Raw genomic sequence first — 19,279 nt, 5'->3', positions numbered from 1 at the left:
ATAAGGCGTTTATGTCGCCATCCGACAAAAGTTTCATCGACTTTGCAAAGTTGTTTCCAGTTCCCGCTATCCTTGCTCTATGAACATTTCCTCGCCTCAGCGTTGTAGTGTAGAATGCGGCGTTTCACTTAAACAGACGTTAAGCTCAGAACAGCGACTTCTCAGAGCCTGCTCAGGCGGGCGTAAGGCACAATAATTACACTATATGAAGAACATACGTAACTTTTCAATCATAGCTCACATCGACCACGGTAAATCGACGCTGTCTGACCGTATTATCCAGATCTGCGGTGGCCTGTCTGACCGTGAAATGGAAGCGCAGGTTCTCGACTCGATGGATCTTGAGCGTGAGCGCGGTATTACTATCAAAGCGCAGAGCGTGACGCTCGATTTCAAAGCATCTGATGGTGAAACCTATCAGCTTAACTTTATCGACACCCCGGGCCACGTTGACTTCTCGTATGAAGTTTCCCGTTCGCTTGCCGCCTGTGAAGGTGCACTGCTGGTGGTTGATGCCGGGCAGGGCGTAGAAGCACAGACCCTGGCTAACTGCTATACCGCCATGGAAATGGATCTGGAAGTGGTGCCGGTTCTGAACAAAATCGACCTACCGGCCGCCGATCCTGAACGCGTAGCGGAAGAGATCGAAGATATCGTCGGTATCGATGCGACAGATGCCGTTCGCTGCTCGGCGAAAACCGGCGTTGGCGTCACTGACGTTCTTGAACGTCTGGTACGCGACATTCCGCCGCCGGAAGGTGATCCGGAAGGCCCATTACAGGCGCTGATCATCGACTCCTGGTTCGACAACTACCTTGGCGTGGTGTCGCTGGTGCGTATTAAAAACGGCACCATGCGTAAAGGCGACAAAATTAAAGTAATGAGCACCGGTCAGGTCTATAACGCCGACCGCCTGGGGATCTTCACGCCAAAACAGGTTGACCGTACCGAGCTGAAATGCGGCGAGGTAGGTTGGTTGGTTTGTGCGATTAAAGACATCCTCGGCGCGCCGGTTGGCGATACCCTGACGCAGGCGCGTAACCCGGCAGACAAACCGCTGCCAGGCTTTAAAAAAGTGAAGCCACAGGTTTACGCCGGTCTGTTCCCGGTCAGCTCTGACGACTATGAAAACTTCCGTGACGCGCTTGGCAAGCTGAGCCTGAACGACGCCTCCCTGTTCTACGAACCGGAAAGCTCTACCGCGCTGGGCTTCGGCTTCCGTTGTGGCTTCCTTGGTCTGCTGCACATGGAGATCATTCAGGAACGTCTGGAGCGTGAATACGATCTGGATCTGATCACTACCGCGCCGACCGTAGTCTACGAAGTCGAAACCACGGCGAAAGAGACTATCTACGTCGATAGCCCGTCCAAGCTGCCGCCGCTGAACAACATCTACGAACTGCGTGAGCCGATCGCTGAGTGTCACATGCTGCTGCCGCAGGCTTACCTTGGCAACGTCATCACCCTGTGTATCGAGAAGCGTGGCGTCCAGACCAACATGGTTTACCACGGTAACCAGGTGGCGCTGACGTATGAGATTCCGATGGCGGAAGTAGTACTCGATTTCTTCGACCGTCTGAAGTCGACCTCTCGCGGCTATGCGTCGCTGGACTATAACTTCAAACGCTTCCAGGCGTCTGACATGGTGCGCGTTGATGTCCTTATCAACAACGAACGTGTCGATGCGCTGGCGCTGATTACTCACCGCGACAACTCCCAGAGCCGTGGCCGTGAACTGGTTGAGAAGATGAAAGATCTAATCCCTCGCCAGCAGTTTGATATCGCGATCCAGGCGGCCATTGGTACGCACATCATCGCGCGTTCAACCGTGAAGCAGCTGCGTAAAAACGTTCTGGCGAAATGCTACGGCGGTGATATCAGCCGTAAGAAAAAGCTGCTGCAAAAACAGAAAGAGGGTAAAAAGCGCATGAAGCAGATCGGTAACGTCGAACTGCCGCAGGAAGCGTTCCTCGCCATTCTGCATGTCGGTAAAGACAGCAAATAATCTTAAGGAGTTGGCATGGCGAACATGTTTGCCCTGATTCTGGTGATTGCCACACTGGTGACGGGCATTTTATGGTGCGTAGATAAATTCATCTTCGCACCAAAACGCCGGGAGCGTCAGGCAGCAGCGCAAGCTGCTGCAGGTGATTCACTGGATAAAGCAACGCTGAAAAAAGTATCCCCTAAGCCGGGCTGGCTGGAAACCGGGGCATCCGTTTTCCCGGTACTGGCGATTGTGCTGGTGGTACGTTCATTTATTTATGAGCCGTTCCAGATCCCGTCAGGTTCGATGATGCCGACGCTGCTTATCGGTGACTTTATCCTGGTGGAGAAATTCGCCTACGGGATTAAAGATCCGATTTACCAGAAAACGCTGATCGAAACCGGTCATCCGAAACGCGGTGATATCGTGGTGTTTAAATACCCGGAAGATCCGCGCCTGGACTACATTAAACGTGCTGTCGGTTTACCGGGAGACAAAGTAACGTACGATCCAGTGGCGAAAGAAGTGACTATTCAGCCAGGATGCCGTTCCGGTCAGGCGTGTGAAAACGCGCTGCCGGTAACGTATTCGGATGTTCAGCCAAGTGATTTCGTACAGACCTTTGCGCGCCGTAACGGTGGGGAAGCGACCAGTGGCTTCTTTGAAGTTCCGCTGAGCGAAACGAAAGAGAACGGTATTCGTCTCTCTGAGCGTAAAGAAACGCTGGGTGAGGTTACGCACCGCATTCTGACCGTGCCAATCGCGCAGGATCAGGTGGGAATGTATTACCGCCAGCCTGGTCAGCAACTGGCAACCTGGATCGTCCCGCCAGGGCACTACTTCATGATGGGTGATAACCGTGACAACAGCGCGGACAGCCGTTACTGGGGATTTGTGCCGGAAGCGAATCTGGTGGGTAAAGCGACCGCTATCTGGATGAGTTTCGATAAGCAAGAAGGTGAATGGCCGACCGGTGTGCGTTTAAGCCGTATTGGTGGCATTCACTAATCACCGATAATCGTTCACGTTGTCGTCATTACGGCGGCAGCGTGAATTATTTCTCGGATAAATTCCCGCAGACTAACGACATCCCTTGTCGTTGTGTATAGAATATTCCCCCGAAGTTTTAGGTTGGCACCGACAGGTTGCCACGGCACACGAAACAGCGTTGGTTTGTATATAAAAGCATGCAGGCGAAGCCAGATGGCTCCGCAAAGTGCGTATATCAGGTCTGTTTCGTGTGCTGAATTGTTGACGCATTCATTTATTGGTATCGCATGAACCCCATCGTAATTAATCGGCTTCAACGGAAGCTGGGCTACACTTTTAATCATCAGGAGCTGTTGCAGCAGGCATTAACTCACCGGAGCGCCAGCAGCAAACATAACGAGCGTTTAGAATTTCTGGGCGACTCTATTTTGAGCTTTGTTATCGCTAATGCGCTGTATCACCGTTTCCCACGAGTGGACGAAGGTGACATGAGCCGCATGCGCGCAACGCTGGTTCGCGGCAATACGCTGGCTGAATTAGCCCGTGAGTTTGACCTCGGTGAATGTTTACGTTTGGGGCCTGGTGAGCTGAAAAGCGGCGGCTTCCGTCGTGAATCGATCCTGGCCGATACCGTTGAAGCCTTGATCGGCGGCGTCTTCCTCGACAGCGATATTCAAACCGTTGAGCAATTAATCCTGAACTGGTATCAAACTCGTCTGGATGAAATTAGCCCAGGCGACAAACAAAAAGATCCGAAAACGCGCCTGCAGGAATATTTGCAGGGTCGCCACCTGCCTCTGCCGTCTTATTTGGTGGTACAGGTCCGTGGTGAAGCACACGATCAAGAATTTACTATCCACTGCCAGGTCAGCGGCCTGAGTGAACCGGTGGTTGGCACAGGTTCGAGCCGTCGTAAGGCTGAGCAGGCTGCCGCCGAACAGGCGTTAAAAAAACTGGAGCTGGAATGAGCGAAGAGAAAACTTACTGCGGATTTATTGCCATCGTCGGTCGCCCGAACGTCGGCAAATCCACCCTGTTGAATAATCTGCTTGGGCAGAAGATTTCTATTACCTCACGTAAGGCTCAGACAACACGTCACCGTATTGTTGGCATCCATACTGAAGGCGCGTATCAGGCGATTTATGTTGATACTCCGGGCCTGCATATGGAAGAAAAACGAGCGATCAACCGCCTGATGAATAAAGCGGCGAGCAGCTCGATCGGTGATGTTGAACTGGTTATTTTCGTTGTGGAAGGCACCCGCTGGACGCCGGACGACGAAATGGTGCTCAACAAGCTGCGTGATGGCAAAGCCCCGGTTATTCTGGCTGTGAACAAAGTAGACAACGTTCAGGAAAAAGCCGATCTGCTGCCGCACCTGCAGTTCCTGGCAAGCCAGATGAACTTCCTTGATATCGTGCCGATTTCTGCCGAAACCGGCTTGAATGTCGATACCGTTGCGGGCATCGTGCGTAAGCATTTGCCGGAAGCTATTCATCACTTCCCGGAAGATTACATCACCGATCGTTCTCAGCGCTTTATGGCCTCAGAAATCATCCGTGAAAAGCTGATGCGTTTTCTGGGTGCTGAATTGCCGTACTCCGTTACCGTGGAAATTGAGCGTTTTATCTCCAATGAGCGCGGTGGTTACGATATTAACGGTCTGATCCTCGTTGAACGTGAAGGGCAGAAGAAGATGGTTATTGGCAACAAAGGGGCCAAAATTAAAACCATCGGCATCGAAGCGCGTAAAGACATGCAGGAGATGTTCGAAGCGCCGGTTCACCTCGAACTGTGGGTGAAGGTGAAATCCGGCTGGGCCGATGACGAACGCGCGCTGCGTAGCCTCGGTTACGGCGACGACGTCTAAACCCATCTTCTGAAACACGGCGAGTATATGGAAGGATGGCAACGAGCCTTTGTCTTGCATAGTCGCCCCTGGAGCGAAACCAGTCTCGTGCTGGACGTCTTCACGGAAGAGTCGGGTCGCGTGCGCCTGGTGGCTAAAGGCGCACGTTCCAAACGTTCTAATCTCAAAGGCGCGCTCCAGCCTTTTACCCCGTTGTTGCTTCGCTTTGGTGGACGTGGAGAGGTAAAAACCCTACGTAGTGCTGAAGCCGTTTCTCTGGCACTCCCTCTTAGCGGCATCACGCTGTACAGCGGCTTGTATATCAACGAGCTTGTCTCGCGCGTACTCGAGTACGAAACCCGCTTTTCTGAACTCTTTTTCGATTACCTGAACTGTATTCAGGCGCTGGCTGGCGCGACGGGTTCGCCAGAACCTGCATTGCGTCGCTTTGAGCTGGCCTTACTTGGACATCTGGGGTACGGAGTCGATTTTACCCACTGTGCGGGCAGCGGCGAGCCGGTAGACGACACGATGACCTATCGTTACCGGGAAGAAAAAGGGTTTATTGCCAGCGTCGTTATTGATAACAATACCTTTACCGGACGCCATCTCAAAGCACTTGAGTCGCGTGAATTTCCTGATGTCGATACGTTACGCGCCGCGAAACGCTTTACCCGCATGGCGTTAAAGCCGTATCTTGGTGGTAAGCCGTTAAAAAGCCGGGAACTGTTCCGGCAATTTATGCCAAAACGCGCAGTAAAAACAAATAATGATTAACGAGGATTGTCATGGCTGAATTACTGTTAGGCGTCAATATTGACCACATTGCCACGTTACGTAATGCACGCGGTACCGCATATCCGGACCCGGTTCAGGCAGCGTTTATCGTTGAACAGGCGGGCGCGGACGGTATTACCGTACACCTGCGTGAAGACCGTCGCCATATCACCGACCGTGACGTGCGTATTTTGCGCCAGACGCTGGATACGCGCATGAATCTGGAAATGGCAGTCACCGAAGAGATGCTGGCGATTGCCGTTGAGACTAAGCCGCATTTTTGCTGCCTGGTGCCGGAAAAACGTCAGGAAGTTACCACTGAAGGTGGTCTGGACGTCGCCGGTCAGCGTGACAAGATGCGCGATGCCTGCAAACGCCTGGCGGACGCAGGCATTCTGGTTTCGCTGTTTATCGATGCCGACGAAGAACAGATTAAGGCCGCTGCGGAAGTTGGCGCGCCGTTTATTGAAATTCACACCGGCTGTTACGCCGATGCGAAAACCGACGCAGAGCAGGCCAGCGAACTGGCGCGTATTGCCAAAGCGGCAACTTTTGCCGCCAGCCTTGGCCTGAAGGTGAATGCGGGCCACGGCCTGACGTATCACAACGTTAAAGCTATTGCACGGATCCCGGAAATGCATGAGCTGAACATTGGCCATGCCATTATCGGGCGCGCGGTGATGAGCGGTCTGAAAGATGCCGTAGTCGAAATGAAGCGCCTGATGCTGGAAGCGCGTGGCTAATGGCGATTTTGGGATTAGGTACGGATATCGTGGAGATTGCCCGCATCGAAGCGGTAATCTCCCGTTCCGGCGACCGCCTGGCAAGACGTGTGCTCAGCGACAACGAATGGGCAATCTGGGAAACGCATCAGCAGCCTGTGCGTTTTCTGGCGAAGCGTTTTGCAGTCAAAGAGGCGGCAGCAAAAGCCTTTGGCACGGGTATTCGCAATGGGCTGGCATTTAATCAGTTTGAAGTCTTTAACGACGAACTCGGTAAGCCGCGTCTGCGATTATGGGGAGAGGCGTTAAAACTGGCGGAAAAACTCGGCGTCGCGCATATGCATGTGACGCTGGCCGATGAGCGTCACTACGCCTGCGCCACGGTGATTATCGAGAGTTAGATTCTGCACGTTGCCGGATGGCGACGCGGTTAAAGTTTATCGGCGTGGTGCATCAGCACAAACTTATCCCACAACTGCTCTTCTGTTTCGACATGTGCCGGATCTTTCAAAATAGTATTGGGGATCGGGCACACCTTCTGGCAGGTTGGCGTGTCGTAATGGCCTACGCATTCCGTACACTTGTCGCTGTTAATCTCGTAAATGCTATCACCCATCGAAATCGCCTCATTCGGGCATTCGGGCTCGCACATATCGCAATTGATACACTTTTTAGTGATTAACAGGGCCATCAGGAAACTCTCAAAACATCACAAACCGGGCGGGCATTATACGCGCATTCTTTGCTCAGACCAGTTTTTTTACCAGAGCTTCGCTGTGGCGAATACGTTCCGGGGCATGCTCCAGATCCTGCTGCACCAGCGCCATAAACAGTAAATCAGTGAGCATCATTTGCGCATGAGTGGAGGAAATCGCTGCGCTGCGCGTGGCCTGCTCCTCGGCAATCGTGTACAGACAATGACTTGCCCGTTGCTGCAGGGCATTGGGTGTAAATCCAGTGATGGCGAGGATTTTCGCGCCGGTACGCAACGTTTCATCCGCAGCCAGGTTGAGCTCGCGGCGCTCTCCGGTATACGAAATGGCCAGCAGCAGATCGTTGGGCGAAAGCGCTTGCACCGTCGCCAGCAGGGCGTGCATATCGCGTTCCACCACCGCGTTAAAACCAATCTTCAGCAACTTCCAGGAAAAATTCTGTGCCACCAGACCCGATGCGCCAATCCCGGTCACGATAATGCGCCGGGCTGAGCGCAACATTGTGACGCTCTCCATCAGTTTCTCTTCGCTGTTGACGTCCAGCGTCGCATGCATCGCCGCCACGTTCTCCTGAATCAACTTTTCCCCCACCAGACGCATAGGATCGTCACCACGAATCTGATTATGTACCGGAATGGAATGGGGGTTGGGATTGCTGGCCAGCGCTTCGCTGATCGCCAGTTTGAGTGCAGGAAATCCTTTAAAACCCATCTTTTGCGCGAACTTCACCACGCTGGACTGGCTGACGCCCGCCTCCGCGGCCAACTGCTGCGAACTGAGATGACGCGCAGTATCCGGCTGGGAAAGGAGATAATCCGCTAATTTTTTATCGCTTTGCGCGAGGTCCGGGTAACGCTGACGAATGCGAATTAAACAGTTCATGCTGTCTCCTGGCGAAAACGTGATGGCGATTACAAAACAAAATTTCATTCGCCTGGATGAATATAATATTCCATTATGGCAGATTATTATGAATTAAAAATTCCTAAGGAACAAAAAATGAATCTCGGTGCATTAGTTTCAGAAACCCGCAATCCCCAGACCATGGACCTGGATGCGCTCTCCACGCTGGAGTTGGTTCATCGTTTTAATCAACAGGATACGCTGGTAGCCGAAGCAGTAAAAGCAACTCTGCCTCAAGTTGCGTGTGCGGTCGATGCGGCAGCTAACGCGCTAAAAGCAGGTGGTCGCATTATTTACATGGGAGCGGGGACCAGCGGGCGTCTCGGGGTACTGGATGCGTCTGAATGCCCACCGACCTTCGGCGTACCACACGGTCTGGTGGTTGGATTGATTGCCGGGGGACCGGGCGCGCTGCTGAAGGCGGTTGAGGGTGCGGAAGATAACCCACAGTTAGGTGAAGACGATCTACGTGCGCTCAATCTTACCGCGCAGGATCTGGTGGTGGGGCTGGCAGCATCTGGTCGCACGCCGTATGTAATTGGTGGGCTGAAATATGCGCGTTCGGTTGGCTGTACGACGGTGGCTATTTCTTGCAATCCGGATTCCCCTATCGCGCATGAAGCGGATATCGCCATTTCTCCGGTAGTGGGGCCAGAGGCGCTGACCGGGTCAACACGACTGAAATCCGGCACCGCGCAAAAGCTGGTGCTCAATATGATCTCCACCGGAGCGATGGTGAAGTTCGGTAAGGTTTATCAGAACCTGATGGTGGACATGCAGGCAACCAACGTCAAACTGGTCGATCGGGCGTGCCGTATGGTGGTTGAAGCCACGGGCATTGCGCGTGAACAGGCGCAAGCGCTGCTAAAGCAGACTGATTTTGACGTTAAGCCAGCTATTTTAATGGCGCTCACCGGCCTTGACGCTGCTGCCGCCCGCGAAAAGCTTGCCGCTCACCAGGGTTTTTTACGCGCGGCGTTAGAACACTAAGAGGTGTATATGGATAAGACGGCGGTGCTGGCCAGCGATATTCTACTGGGCGTTGGCGGAGAGAAAAATATTCTGCGCCTGGAAAACTGTATGACCCGCGTCAGGGTTGAAGTTCAGGATGATGGACAGCTCGATATCCCTCGTCTCAAGCAACTGCCCGGTGTCAGCGGCTACGTGAAGCAGGGCGCGCAGCACCAGATTATTGTTGGCCCCGGTAAAGCGGCCAAAGTGGTGGATGCCATGCGTTCCCTGATTGCCGATGGCGGCGAGCGAGCAGGTGCCAATGATATCGAGCGCACAAAGTCAGAGGCCAAAGCGAAGTACAAAGCGCCGATGAGCGATGCGCTGCGCAAGCTGGCGAACGTCTTTATCCCTCTTATTCCGGCGTTTATCGCCTCCGGTTTGATTACCGGCATTATTAACATCCTTAAGCGCCCGGACATCGTGGGGGATTTTGCGACCCACTATCCGAATATGCTGGGGTTGATGGGCATATTTGGCAGCGCCGTGTTTGCCATTATGAATATTCTGGTCGGGGTGAATACCGCCAAAGTTTTCGGTGGTTCCCTGGCGATGGGCGGGGTGATGGCGGGGATCCTCTCCAGTCCGCAACTGGCACAAATCACGCTGTTTGGCGAAGCGTTGCAGCCGGGGCGCGGCGGAGTGATCGCGGTACTGCTGGTGGTGGCGTTGATGTGTTGGATCGAACGCAAATTCCGCGAGCTGTTGCCAGAATCACTGGAGCTTATCCTTAATCCGCTGCTGACTACCATCATTACCGGCGTAATCGCGATTGTGGCGCTGCAACCGCTTGGCGGCTGGATTTCTGAGTCTATTGCTCACGGCGCATCCTGGGCTATCGATCGCGGCGGTTTTCTGGTCGGTGCCGTGCTGGCAGGAACCTTCCTGCCGTTGGTGCTCACTGGACTTCATCAGGGATTGGTGCCCATCCATGTTGAGCTGGTTCAGGCACACGGTTATAACGCGCTCTTTCCGATCCTGGCGATGGCGGGCGTTGGGCAAATAGGTGCTGCGATCGCGGTTCTGATGAAAACCCGAAATGCGCGGTTAAAAAAAGTAATCAAAGGTGCACTGCCTGTCGGACTGCTGGGTATAGGCGAGCCGCTGATTTTTGGCGTAACGCTGCCGTTGGGTAAGCCGTTTATCGGTGCATGTCTTGGCGGCGCGGTAGGTGGAGCGCTGATTAGCTACTGGAAGGTGGCGACGGTCATCACATTTGGCATCTCCGGATTACCGCTGGCACTGACGATTGTTGCCGGAAAAGTGATGTTCTATCTGTTAGGCTATCTGGTAGCAGTTATCGCCGGGTTCCTGTTTACCTGGCTATTGGGATTCACTGATCCAGAGGAATAAGGTTTGACCAATCACCAGCGCCGCGTTGTCTTTTTTGATTTGGATGGCACGTTACACCAGCAGGATATGTTCGGTAGTTTTATTCGTTATCTGCTGCGTCGCCAGCCGCTGAACGCGTTGCTGGTGCTGCCTCTGCTACCGGTGATTGCGCTGGCATTGCTGATACAAGGGCGCGCCGCCCGCTGGCCAATGAGCCTGCTGTTATGGGGATGCACTTTTGGTCGCAGCGAGGCGCGTCTGAAAGCGCATCAGGCCGACTTTGTGCGCTGGTTTCGCAGTAACGTGACGGCGTTTCCGCTCGTTCAGCAGCGCCTGACAACCTACCTGTTAAGCTCTGACGCTGACATCTGGCTTATCACCGGCTCTCCGCAGTCGTTGGTCGAGCAGGTTTACTTTGATACTCCGTGGTTACCGCGAGTCAATCTGATCGCCAGCAAAATGGCGCGGGGATACGGCGGCTGGGTGCTGACTCTGCGCTGTCTGGGCCATGAGAAAGTGACGCAACTGGAGCGGCAGATTGGCGCACCGTTGTCTCTCTACAGCGGCTACAGCGACAGTAAGCAGGATAATCCGTTACTCTCTTTTTGCCAGCATCGCTGGCGCGTCACGCCGCGCGGAGAGCTGCAACAACTCGAATAGAGTAAACGATAGCGTCTGTGTATAATGCGCCCGCTTTTATTGGTGGAGTAACCCCTTTGTCAGATGTTGAATTTAGCCACGAATACTGGATGCGTCATGCTTTAACGCTGGCTAAGCGCGCCTGGGATGAGCGTGAAGTCCCGGTGGGTGCGGTATTGGTACATAACAACCGAGTGATTGGCGAAGGCTGGAACCGCCCGATAGGTCATCATGATCCGACTGCCCACGCTGAGATTATGGCGCTGCGTCAGGGCGGCCTGGTGCTGCAAAACTACCGTCTGTTAGATGCCACGCTGTACGTCACTCTGGAGCCGTGCGTGATGTGCGCAGGCGCGATGGTGCACAGCCGTATCGGTCGGGTCGTTTTTGGTGCACGCGATGCGAAAACGGGCGCTGCCGGGTCATTAATGGATGTGCTGCATCACCCTGGGATGAATCATCGGGTTGAAGTGACAGAGGGGGTACTGCGGGATGAATGTGCCACGTTGCTCAGTGATTTCTTTCGCATGCGTCGGCAGGAAATCAAGGCCCTGAAAAAATCCGCTAATCAGTAAATACCAATCAGACTACTGGTCCTCTTTCTTCTGTGCCGAAAATAGCAGGGAAGGGGAGTGCGACAGGTAGTTTGACGACGTCTGAGTCAGAAAGGCTGAAAGCGGAAATTTATCTTTACCCAACAGCTCAGCCGGTGACACCGCCGGGTAATCCTGAGCCAGTTGCTGCGTTTCCTGCGCCTGTTTTTCTTTCTCCTGCAGATACCCCACCAGGCTAATCTGGTACTTACGGATATTTTCCACATAGGCGTAAGCTTCGTGGCCACGCGCATAGCCATAGGTCAGCTTGTTGTAATACGGCTTTTGGCTGAGCAGCGGTAGCCGCTGTTTTACGTCGGACCAACTGTTCGGATTGCCTTTGGTTTTCACCGTTAGCGCCCGCGCATCAAGCATGTGCGCATAACCCATGTTATAGGCTGCAAGGGCAAACCAGATGCGTTCTCCTTCGGGGACGGTATCCGGTACTTTACTCATCATATCCTGCAAGTATCGCGCGCCGCCGCTGATACTCTGTTCGGCATCGGTACGGTCGGTCAGCCCGAGACTCTGAGCAGTATTTTTGGTCAGCATCATCAGTCCGCGTACGCCGGTCGGGGATGTGGCCTGCGCGTCCCAGTGCGACTCCTGATAGGATATTGCGGCGAGCAGTCGCCAGTCTATCTCCTGCGCATACTTCTCAAACAGCGGCTTAAGGTCCGGCAACACGCTGTCTACGGCGCGCAAAAAGGTGCGGGTATCGACATAGTCAAAATCATCGCCATGCCCGAGATATTTCTCTTCCAGCCGTGCCAGAGAACCGTCTTCATTCATGGTGTTAAAGAAATCCAACAAGGCGGCAGACAGCGTGTTGTCATCGTCCAGACGACTAAACCAGGTCACCGGCTGTTCGTCAGAGACGTCCAGCGCCACGGCCAGCTCAGGATGCACGCGTTGGTATAAGCTGATGGCGACAGAATCTGCAATGGTGTAATCCAGCTTTCCGGCGATTACATCATCGAGCAATTCGGTGGTGCCCTTTTTGTCATCAACTTTCCAGCTCAGATCGGGAAATTTTTTCTCTTTTAGCTGCTGGAGGTCGTTAACTACCACGTGCCCCGGGGCGATAGTCAGTTGGCTTTCGTTCACGGTGGCAAGCGTGCGCGGGCGATATTGCCCAACCCGGTACACCAGCTGTTGTGAAACCGAATAATAGGTCGGGCCTGGCTGGTAATTTTTCACCCGCTCGCTGTTATAGACCAGGCCTGCGGCTAACAGGTCGGCATTGCCGTTATCCAGGTCGTCAAAAAGCTGGCTGATGTTCTGGCGTACGGTAACTTTTAACTTCACGCCTAAGTAGTCGGCAAATTCCTGGGCCAGTTCATAATCCAGGCCGAATTTTTTGCCGTTGAGGGTCGCGTAAGTTAACGGCGAGTCGATGGTACTGACGCGCAGCTCTCCCCGCGACTGAATGGCGGCGATACGATTTTCGGCTTTACCGAACCAGGGAATAGATGGCCAAAGGGCCGCTGCCAACAACAGCGTCAATATGCCGATGAACAGATAATTAATCTTTAATTTTTTCAATTAGTTAATTCTCTGAACCGTACGTTTTCTCTGCCTGCTGTGGTGCTGATTAAGAAGTGAAGTCGTCATTAATGAACGGCATTTTGCTTAAACTTGCGTCAGTTGGCAACCTATTCAGAAATCTGACCGCATTTGATGATAAGTGACGGTCGTGATTTTATTTCGACGCAAACGGTTTCGTCGGCGCGGTAGATTCTTTATAATGACGCCCGTTTCCCCACTTGGGCACACCGAAAGCTTAGAAGACGAGAGACTTATGATGGAAATTCTGCGTGGTTCACCTGCACTGTCTGCATTCCGTATTAACAAACTGCTGGCACGTTTTCAGGCTGCCAACCTCCAGGTCCACAATATTTACGCCGAGTACGTCCATTTTGCCGATCTGAATGCGCCGTTAAATGAAGATGAGCACGCGCAGCTTGCACGCCTGCTGAAATATGGTCCTGCTCTGCAAAGCCACGCCCCGGAAGGAAAACTGCTGCTGGTTACGCCTCGTCCTGGCACCATCTCCCCGTGGTCTTCTAAAGCGACTGATATTGCCCACAACTGCGGTCTGCACCAGATTAGCCGCCTGGAACGTGGCATTGCCTGGTATGTAGAAGCCTCTACACTGACCGCTGAGCAATGGCAGATGGTGGCCGACGAACTGCACGACCGCATGATGGAAACGGTTTTCTCTGCGCTGAACGATGCCGAAAAACTGTTTGTCCATCACCAACCGGCGCCGGTCTCCAGCGTTGATCTACTGGGTGAGGGGCGTCAGGCGCTGATCGACGCTAACCTGCGTCTGGGTCTGGCGCTGGCGGAAGACGAAATTGACTATCTGCAGGATGCGTTCACCAAACTGGGGCGCAACCCGAACGACATTGAACTGTACATGTTTGCGCAGGCCAACTCCGAGCACTGCCGCCACAAGATTTTTAACGCCGACTGGGTTATCGACGGTAAACAACAGCCTAAGTCGCTGTTCAAGATGATCAAGAATACCTTCGAAACCACGCCGGACCACGTGTTGTCTGCCTATAAAGACAACGCCGCGGTAATGGAAGGTTCTGAAGTGGGCCGCTATTTTGCCGATCACAAAACCGGCCGCTACGATTTCCATCAGGAACCAGCCCACATCCTGATGAAGGTAGAAACTCATAACCACCCGACGGCTATCTCTCCGTGGCCAGGTGCGGCAACCGGCTCCGGCGGAGAAATCCGCGATGAGGGTGCAACCGGTCGTGGTGCAAAACCGAAAGCCGGGCTGGTAGGCTTCTCCGTCTCCAACCTGCGTATTCCTGGCTTTGAACAGCCTTGGGAAGAGGACTTTGGTAAGCCGGATCGTATTGTCACCGCGCTCGACATCATGACCGAAGGCCCGCTGGGCGGCGCGGCGTTTAACAACGAATTTGGTCGCCCGGCGCTGACCGGTTACTTCCGTACCTATGAAGAAAAGGTCAACAGCCATAACGGCGAAGAGCTGCGCGGTTACCATAAACCGATCATGCTGGCAGGCGGGATCGGTAACATCCGTGCCGATCACGTGCAGAAAGGCGAGATCGTCGTTGGCGCCAAGCTGATCGTCCTCGGCGGCCCGGCGATGAACATTGGCCTTGGCGGCGGGGCAGCCTCCTCTATGGCTTCCGGTCAGTCTGATGCCGATCTTGATTTCGCTTCTGTACAGCGTGATAACCCGGAAATGGAACGTCGTTGCCAGGAAGTTATCGACCGTTGCTGGCAGATGGGTGATGCGAACCCAATTCTGTTTATCCATGACGTTGGCGCGGGTGGTCTGTCTAACGCCATGCCGGAGCTGGTAAGCGATGGCGGTCGCGGTGGTAAGTTCCAGCTGCGCGATATCCTCAGCGATGAGCCGGGTATGAGCCCGCTGGAAATCTGGTGTAACGAGTCCCAGGAGCGCTACGTGCTGGCGGTTGCTGCCGATCAATTGCCGCTGTTTGACGAACTGTGTAAGCGCGAGCGCGCGCCGTACGCGGTCATCGGTGAAGCTACCGAAGAACAGCATCTGACCTTGAGCGACAGCCACTTCGACAACCAGCCGATCGACATGCCACTCGATGTGCTGCTGGGTAAAACACCGAAAATGACCCGCGATGTGCAGACGCTGAAAGCCAAAGGCGATGCACTGAATCGTAGTGAAATCTCGATTGCAGATGCGGTTAACCGCGTGCTGCATCTGCCGACTGTCGCGGAGAAAACGTTCCTCGTGACTATTGGTGACCGTACCGTTACCGGTATGGTGGCGCGTGACCAGATGGTTGGTCCATGGCAGATCCCGGTCGCCAACTGCGCGGTCACTACCGCAAGCCTCGATAGCTACTACGGCGAAGCGATGTCTCTCGGCGAGCGCGCGCCAGTCGCATTGCTCGACTTCTCAGCCTCTGCGCGTCTGGCTGTAGGTGAGGCGCTGACCAACATTGCGGCAACGCAGATTGGCGATATCAAACGCATTAAACTGTCGGCCAACTGGATGGCGGCTGCGGGTCACCCTGGCGAAGACGCCGGACTGTACGAAGCGGTAAAAGCCGTTGGGGAAGAATTATGTCCGGCGCTTGGCCTGACCATTCCGGTGGGCAAAGACTCTATGTCGATGAAAACCCGCTGGCAGGAAGGCAACGAACAGCGTGAAATGACCTCGCCGCTGTCGCTGGTGATCACCGCCTTTGCCCGCGTGGAAGATGTGCGCCACACCATTACCCCGCAGCTTTCAACTGAAGATAACGCCCTGTTGCTGATTGACCTTGGTCTGGGTCACAACGCGCTTGGTGCGACGGCGCTGGCGCAGGTTTACCGTCAACTGGGGGATAAGCCTGCCGATGTGCGTAACGTAGCGCAACTGAAAGGCTTCTACGACGCCATTCAGGCGCTGGTCGCACAACGTAAGCTGCTGGCCTACCACGATCGCTCCGACGGTGGCTTGCTGGTGACGCTGGCGGAAATGGCCTTCACTGGTCACTGCGGTATTGAAGCTGATATCCACTCTCTGGGTGAAGATCGTCTGGCGGCGCTGTTTAACGAAGAGCTGGGCGCGGTGATTCAGGTTCGCGCAGGTGATCGTGAAGCGGTTGAGGCGTTGCTGGCTCAACATGGCCTGGCCGATTGCGTTCACTATCTGGGGAAAGCCGTGCAGGGCGACCGCTTCGTGGTCGAAGCAGATGGTCATGCGGTGTTCAGCGAAAGTCGCACCACGATGCGTATGTGGTGGGCGGAAACCACCTGGCAGATGCAGCGTCTGCGCGATAACCCGGAATGCGCCGATCAGGAACACGACGCTAAAACCAACGATGCCGATCCGGGTCTCAACGTCAAACTGACGTTCGATATTAACGACGATGTTGCCGCGCCGTATATCGCCACCGGTGCGCGTCCGAAAGTGGCCGTGCTGCGCGAGCAGGGCGTTAACTCCCACGTCGAAATGGCGGCAGCTTTCCACCGTGCGGGCTTTGACGCCATCGATGTACACATGAGCGATCTGCTGGGGGGACGCATCGGCCTGGGTAACTTCCAGGCGCTGGTAGCCTGCGGCGGCTTCTCTTACGGCGATGTACTCGGCGCAGGGGAAGGTTGGGCGAAGTCAATTTTGTTCAACAACCGCGTGCGTGATGAGTTCGAAACCTTCTTCCATCGCCCGCAAACCCTGGCGCTCGGAGTGTGTAACGGTTGCCAGATGATGTCTAACCTGCGTGAGCTAATCCCAGGAAGCGACCTGTGGCCGCGCTTTGTGCGTAACCACTCCGACCGCTTTGAAGCCCGCTTCAGCCTGGTCGAAGTGACGCAAAGCCCGTCCTTACTGCTTGCCGATATGGTGGGGTCGATGATGCCGATTGCCGTTTCTCACGGTGAAGGTCGTGTGGAAGTGCGTGACGGTGCGCATCTGGCTCAGCTTGAGAGCAAAGGTCTGGTGGCACTGCGCTACGTCGATAACTTCGGTAAGGTGACCGAGGCTTACCCGGCTAACCCGAACGGTTCGCCGAACGGTATTACTGCTGTGACCACTGAAAATGGTCGCGTCACCATTATGATGCCGCACCCGGAACGCGTGTTCCGTACCGTGAGCAACTCCTGGCACCCGGAAAATTGGGGCGAGGACAGCCCGTGGATGCGTATCTTCCGCAACGCGCGTAAACAGCTTGGATAATTAGCCTATGATCATCAAGCCCCTCTTGTGAGGGGCTTTTTTTTGTCTGCCGCCTGATAACGCTACGCTTATCAGGCTTACGGGGAAATGCGGTTGTAGGCCGGATAAGGCGTTCACGCCGCTATCCGGCAATAAACTCAGCGCTTGCACCTAAAGTAAAGTGTCGGGAAATGCCGACATAGGTAAGGTTACATTGTCGCCAAAAAGAGACATTTAATTATTTGATTTAAAACGAATTTATTTTTAAGTGTTACAGGTGTTGCTGATTGGCGACGGTGTGGGCGAAAAATAGACAATATCATTTCTCATATAAATAATCATATTTTCTATATTTATCATTGTGTTAATAAAGTGTTTTGAATATTGGCACAGATGCTGCATAATATTAACCAGTGGCTCATTCACCTTCTTATGTCAGCCCCTTCGGGACGTGCTACATAAACTTCGAATGACGCACAACAAGGTGCCTGCCGTCCAACATCTGATATTAGCGAAGCTCATATCAACCTCCGGGCGAAACGTCGAGTTAGGCACCGCCTTATTCCGCAACAAAGCCGGGTTAATCCCGGCTTTGTTGTATCTGGCGTTCCCCTCAGTTAGCATCAACCTATTCCTGTCCATTGAGAGTAACGCCTTGAAGCGCTGGTCAGTTTTCCCCCGATCTTTACGTCAATTGGTGATGTTGGCATTTTTGCTGATCCTGTTGCCGTTGTTAGTTTTGGCCTGGCAGGCATGGCAAAGTCTGAATGCCCTGAGCGCGCAGGCTGCGCTGACGAACCGCACCACGCTGATTGACGCCAGACGCAGTGAAGCGATGACCAATGCTGCGCTGGAGATGGAGCGCAGCTATCGGCAATACTGTGTGCTTGATGACTCAACGTTGGCCAAGGTCTACCAAAGTCAGCGTAAACGCTACAGTGATATGCTGGATGCGCATGCGGGGGTGTTGCCAGATACCAAGCTCTACCAGGCGTTGCGTCAGGATCTTAACGATCTCGCGCAGTTGCAGTGTAAAAACAGCGGCCCTGACAGTGTGTCGGCTGCACGGCTGGAAGCGTTCGCCAATGCCAATACCGAGATGGTGCAAGCGACGCGTACCGTCGTCTTTTCTCGTGGCCAGCAGTTACAGCAGGAAATAGCCGAACGCGGGCAGTTTTTTGGCTGGCAGGCACTGGTGCTGTTTCTCCTTAGCCTGGCGATGGTGCTGTTGTTTACCCGTATGATTATCGGTCCGGTGAAGGGCATCGAACGGATGATCAACCGTCTGGGAGAAGGGCGCTCGTTGGGCGATAGCGTATTATTAACTGGGCCCCGCGAGCTGCGATCCGTGGGGCAGCGTATTATCTGGTTAAGTGAACGCCTCTCCTGGCTTGAGTCGCAACGGCATCAGTTTTTACGCCATCTTTCTCATGAGCTGAAAACACCGCTGGCGAGTATGCGTGAAGGTACCGAATTGCTGGCCGATCAGGTAGTGGGCCCGTTAACACCGGAGCAAAAAGAGGTGGTCGGCATCCTCGATGACAGCAGCCGCAACTTGCAAAAACTGATTGAGCAACTTCTCGATTACAACCGCAAGCTGGCGGATGATGAGGCTGAGCTTGAAAGTGTGGAAATCGCGCCGCTGGTGGAAAGCGTTGTTTCTGCGCATAGCCTGCCCGCTCGCGCCAAAATGATACATACTGATGTTGCGCTTGCGGTGAACGCCTGCCTGGCAGAACCGATGCTGTTGATGAGCGTGCTGGACAATCTTTATTCCAATGCGGTGCACTACGGCGCTGAATCCGGTAACATTTGGATCCGCAGCAGTTTGCATGGATCAACGGTATACATCGATGTAATGAATACCGGCACACCGATCCCTGAAGCAGAACAGACCATGATCTTCGAGCCTTTTTTCCAGGGTAGCCATCAGCGAAAAGGGGCGGTAAAAGGAAGCGGGTTGGGGCTAAGCATTGCCAGAGATTGCATTCGCCGTATGCGGGGCAAACTGTATCTGGTTGATGACCACGCGCAAAACGTTTGTTTTCGCATAGAACTGCCGCTAGCTGCTGCGAAAAATCACTAAAATAAACCT

At 54.0% G+C, this 19,279-nt stretch carries 16 protein-coding genes; 13 read left to right on the top strand and 3 right to left on the bottom strand.

Annotation, left to right across the window (positions count from 1 at the left end; genetic code table 11):
• Window positions 1–205 precede the first annotated feature (205 nt).
• The 7 genes from lepA to acpS all read left to right on the top strand — a co-directional run bounded on the left by lepA (window position 206) and on the right by acpS (window position 6,726).
• Entirely contained in the window at window positions 206–2,005 is a 1,800-nt protein-coding gene (gene lepA / locus E6P06_RS21215; protein WP_003037577.1) for a translation elongation factor 4, read from the top strand.
• 15 nt (window positions 2,006–2,020) lie between these two features.
• Window positions 2,021–2,995: a signal peptidase I gene (gene lepB / locus E6P06_RS21210; RefSeq protein WP_016150782.1), complete on the top strand. Its 975-nt coding sequence runs from the start codon at window positions 2,021–2,023 to the stop codon at window positions 2,993–2,995.
• 269 nt (window positions 2,996–3,264) lie between these two features.
• A complete protein-coding gene (gene rnc, locus E6P06_RS21205) occupies window positions 3,265–3,945 on the top strand; it encodes a ribonuclease III (protein WP_003037579.1) in 681 nt (226 codons plus the stop codon).
• A complete protein-coding gene (gene era, locus E6P06_RS21200; protein ID WP_003037581.1) occupies window positions 3,942–4,847 on the top strand; it encodes a GTPase Era in 906 nt (301 codons plus the stop codon). The genes rnc and era overlap by 4 nt, the downstream gene beginning before the upstream one ends.
• 27 nt (window positions 4,848–4,874) lie before the next feature.
• The gene (recO, locus tag E6P06_RS21195; protein ID WP_003037583.1) at window positions 4,875–5,603 is read left to right on the top strand and encodes a DNA repair protein RecO; all 729 of its coding nucleotides are present in this window, start codon (window positions 4,875–4,877) and stop codon (window positions 5,601–5,603) included.
• A gap of 11 nt (window positions 5,604–5,614) precedes the next feature.
• Complete coding sequence (gene pdxJ / locus E6P06_RS21190; RefSeq protein ID WP_003838383.1) at window positions 5,615–6,346, top strand: pyridoxine 5'-phosphate synthase; 732 nt, start codon at window positions 5,615–5,617, stop codon at window positions 6,344–6,346.
• Window positions 6,346–6,726 carry a holo-ACP synthase gene (gene acpS / locus E6P06_RS21185; RefSeq protein WP_003037588.1) on the top strand — a complete coding sequence of 127 codons (381 nt, stop codon included), beginning with the start codon at window positions 6,346–6,348 and terminating at the stop codon, window positions 6,724–6,726. Before pdxJ ends, acpS begins: the two co-directional genes overlap by 1 nt.
• 29 nt (window positions 6,727–6,755) lie before the next feature.
• On the opposite strand, the gene E6P06_RS21180 is transcribed toward acpS, so the two are convergent.
• Entirely contained in the window at window positions 6,756–7,016 is a 261-nt protein-coding gene (locus E6P06_RS21180; RefSeq protein WP_003037590.1) for a YfhL family 4Fe-4S dicluster ferredoxin, read from the bottom strand.
• Between the two features lie 55 nt (window positions 7,017–7,071).
• Window positions 7,072–7,920: a MurR/RpiR family transcriptional regulator gene (locus tag E6P06_RS21175; protein WP_003847068.1), complete on the bottom strand. Its 849-nt coding sequence runs from the start codon at window positions 7,918–7,920 to the stop codon at window positions 7,072–7,074.
• Window positions 7,921–8,037: 117 nt separating this feature from the next.
• On the opposite strand from E6P06_RS21175, the gene murQ reads away from it, so the two are divergent.
• The 4 genes from murQ (at window position 8,038) to tadA (ending at window position 11,498) form a co-directional block, all read left to right on the top strand.
• Window positions 8,038–8,931: an N-acetylmuramic acid 6-phosphate etherase gene (gene murQ, locus E6P06_RS21170; RefSeq protein WP_044714655.1), complete on the top strand. Its 894-nt coding sequence runs from the start codon at window positions 8,038–8,040 to the stop codon at window positions 8,929–8,931.
• A gap of 9 nt (window positions 8,932–8,940) precedes the next feature.
• The gene (locus tag E6P06_RS21165; RefSeq protein WP_049002476.1) at window positions 8,941–10,305 is read left to right on the top strand and encodes a PTS transporter subunit EIIC; all 1,365 of its coding nucleotides are present in this window, start codon (window positions 8,941–8,943) and stop codon (window positions 10,303–10,305) included.
• A gap of 3 nt (window positions 10,306–10,308) precedes the next feature.
• The gene (gene yfhb, locus E6P06_RS21160; RefSeq protein ID WP_003037603.1) at window positions 10,309–10,944 is read left to right on the top strand and encodes a phosphatidylglycerophosphatase C; all 636 of its coding nucleotides are present in this window, start codon (window positions 10,309–10,311) and stop codon (window positions 10,942–10,944) included.
• 89 nt (window positions 10,945–11,033) lie between these two features.
• The gene (gene tadA, locus E6P06_RS21155; RefSeq protein ID WP_229235875.1) at window positions 11,034–11,498 is read left to right on the top strand and encodes a tRNA adenosine(34) deaminase TadA; all 465 of its coding nucleotides are present in this window, start codon (window positions 11,034–11,036) and stop codon (window positions 11,496–11,498) included.
• Between the two features lie 12 nt (window positions 11,499–11,510).
• Here the strand turns inward: tadA and mltF are convergent, their stop codons facing one another.
• The gene (gene mltF, locus E6P06_RS21150) at window positions 11,511–13,061 is read right to left on the bottom strand and encodes a membrane-bound lytic murein transglycosylase MltF (RefSeq protein WP_003838390.1); all 1,551 of its coding nucleotides are present in this window, start codon (window positions 13,059–13,061) and stop codon (window positions 11,511–11,513) included.
• Window positions 13,062–13,317: 256 nt separating this feature from the next.
• Between mltF and purL the strand changes: the two genes are divergently transcribed.
• Both purL and qseE read left to right on the top strand, forming a co-directional pair.
• The gene (purL, locus tag E6P06_RS21145) at window positions 13,318–17,205 is read left to right on the top strand and encodes a phosphoribosylformylglycinamidine synthase (protein WP_032941156.1); all 3,888 of its coding nucleotides are present in this window, start codon (window positions 13,318–13,320) and stop codon (window positions 17,203–17,205) included.
• 634 nt (window positions 17,206–17,839) lie between these two features.
• The gene (gene qseE, locus E6P06_RS21140; RefSeq protein ID WP_003847077.1) at window positions 17,840–19,270 is read left to right on the top strand and encodes a two component system sensor histidine kinase QseE/GlrK; all 1,431 of its coding nucleotides are present in this window, start codon (window positions 17,840–17,842) and stop codon (window positions 19,268–19,270) included.
• Window positions 19,271–19,279: the final 9 nt, after the last annotated feature.

This window comes from Citrobacter sp. CF971 (genome assembly GCF_006385635.1).
Classification (GTDB): Bacteria; Pseudomonadota; Gammaproteobacteria; order Enterobacterales; family Enterobacteriaceae; genus Citrobacter; species Citrobacter freundii.
Note: the sequence above shows the minus strand (reverse complement) of the source record. Positions and strands in the feature narration are given on the sequence as shown.